The organism is Acinetobacter lactucae (genome assembly GCF_013344765.1).
Taxonomy (GTDB): Bacteria; Pseudomonadota; Gammaproteobacteria; order Pseudomonadales; family Moraxellaceae; genus Acinetobacter; species Acinetobacter lactucae_A.
Genome location: NZ_JABVBF010000270.1, coordinates 1 through 2,355 on the forward strand (window position 1 = coordinate 1; position 2,355 = coordinate 2,355).

Genomic DNA, 2,355 nt, shown 5'->3' on the forward strand with positions numbered 1-2,355 from the left:
TTAAATACGAATGCTACAAAAGAAAATATTATTAAAGCTTTTTGCCGTCCAGATTTTTCTGGAACTAATTGGATCAAATATAAAATTGATAATCATAAATATATTCACTTTGAGTTTGATCAAGAACTGAAATTAAAGCAAATAACATTAGGTCTTTTTGACTGAAAAATAGTTTAGCTATTGATACAATTATTTAAAAGCATGTACTTATTGGCATGCTTTTTTATGCGATTTTGATATCTTTATTTCGATTGGTAGGTTGGCTAAAAAAGTATAGATGTATTGAGCCAATGCACTTGCACCTTATGCAGCCAATGTAATTGATGACAAGTTTGGACATGGAGAAGATAGGAACAAGGCTGCACAATTAGCTTCTCATGCGATATTGGGTGCAACACTAGCTTACTTAAATGGTGGAAATCCAGCGGCTGGAGGTAGCGCAGCGGTTGTGAGTGAAGCCGCAGCAGATTATTTTGTGAATCAATACAACGATGGCAAAACAGCGATCAATCCTGAAACAGGTAAGTTTGATGCAAACTTATTAGCAGAGAACATCAAATCAGATATACGGGATTTAACAGCACAAGCCATAGAGAATTGCTTAAATTTGTTGTGAAGCAAATTGAGTAGAGGTTTGATTTACACATAATACATATTTAGTACGAACATAAGTCTGATCAAACTATTGTGGATTCGGTGAAGGTCAGATGCAGCCTTAGCAACTAGAGAAGCGAAGCCTTATATATGGTAGGTTTCCAAATCTTATATTTAACTTATGTTCACCTAGAATCTAATTCACAATTAAATTTATGTTGAATAAACAATAAATTTAATTACTTAGAGTATTAAAATTATAGCTTAAAAAATATTTGATTCATGAACCTAGTTATAAATACATCTTTTCCTACTAAAAAGATCTAAAGTATAGACTAAATTTGTCTAGAAGATTGGTGGCAGCCCACCACTAATTAAAATGCTGAGTCTATAGTTTTGATAGCTATGATTTCTGTTTGGCTTTTTGGCGTAAGACACATAAATATAAGCTTTCTACTTTTTCACGTGCCCATGGCGTGGTACGTAAGAGCCGCAATGATGATTTAACACTTGGATCTATACAAAAACATCTAATTTCAATTTTACGACTTAAGCCTTCAAATCCACCGTAGTAATCCAATAATTCATCTAAAATGTCAGCAAGTTTTTTGCCGTGTAAAGGGTCATTAGAGGCGTTCATAATAGATCAACAATATTTTGGCAGTCCATTATTATAACCTGAGCTAGTTGAAAAATGAGAGGGTTGTAATTTAAAGGTCATTAACGTAAAAAATACAGCTTATTTTCTAGTTAACTTTTTATAAGTATAAATTAGTCGAATTCTTGACAAGCTCAAGCGCAATTATTGAAGTTATATCGCTCTAGCTTGTAAATTTTCTTTATTGTCTTTATAGAACAAATTACACAAAAAATATCAACATGCCTCAGGTAATTATTTTTTATATTTATTTAGATTTTTTTTAAAATAAATTATTATAATAAAAGTAATTAATAATTAGGAGGGGATATGGAACTTAAAATTTTAGGAGGTGCTGGGCTACATAAAAGCGAATTAAAAGCAATTGACCTCATTGAGCAAAAATTTACTGCTAAGTGGAAAGGTTATGCTGGCATCGTACTCACTGACAGTCAAGGGTCTATGGAAATAGATTTATTATTAATCACTAATGATAGAATTTTGGTCGTTGAACTAAAAGAATGGAATGGAAAATTAGAAAGTAATAACGGAATGTGGTTTGTAAATGGTAATAATAGAGGAACAAGCCCGTATGTAATTAAAAGAATGCATGCACGAAGAATTAAAGCATTATTGTCAAATGAGCTTAGCTATAAATTGAAAGGCTACTCACCACATGTAGAAGCACATGTAGTTCTATGCGGTACTTGTACAAAAGAACATTTAACTAAAAATGATCAAGAATATACTCATCATTTAGAAGATTTCTTAAAGTTACAAAAAAATTATAATAGTATTGTTCAAGATACTAATATGAATGAAATATTTACTAGCGGTAGATTTGAAAGACCAAATAGTGATACTTCATTAAAAGTTTTTGATGAATTTTTTTTAGGGAAAAAAGTTAAACCTTTAAATTATGAATATCATGACTATCAAGCCAAAAAAGAAAGTGAATATATACACCCTAAAAAACTTTTTGAAGAGTTTGAAGCCCATCATAAAGAAACACGTGATATAGCTATTCTAAGAAGATGGGATTTTGAAAAATTAGGGAGTAAATATGCTTCACAAGAGTTGTGGTCGGAAATAATCTTAAGAGAACATCGATTAAAATCTTATGT

2 protein-coding genes and 1 pseudogene are annotated in these 2,355 nt (G+C 31.0%); 2 read left to right on the top strand and 1 reads right to left on the bottom strand.

What is annotated here, in order from left to right; translation table 11 throughout:
* Positions 1 to 286: 286 nt before the first annotated feature.
* A pseudogene (locus HUN22_RS18030) lies at positions 287 to 583 on the top strand (VENN motif pre-toxin domain-containing protein); the annotation flags it as partial.
* Positions 584 to 997: 414 nt separating this feature from the next.
* Here the strand turns inward: HUN22_RS18030 and HUN22_RS16535 are convergent.
* On the bottom strand, positions 998 to 1,234 hold the full coding sequence (locus HUN22_RS16535) for a VF530 family DNA-binding protein (protein ID WP_174731661.1): 237 nt from the start codon (positions 1,232 to 1,234) through the stop codon (positions 998 to 1,000).
* 327 nt (positions 1,235 to 1,561) lie between these two features.
* Here HUN22_RS16535 and HUN22_RS16540 point away from each other — a divergent pair.
* Positions 1,562 to 2,355: nuclease-related domain-containing protein (locus HUN22_RS16540; protein ID WP_174731664.1), on the top strand; the 794-nt coding region annotated here is incomplete at its 3' end.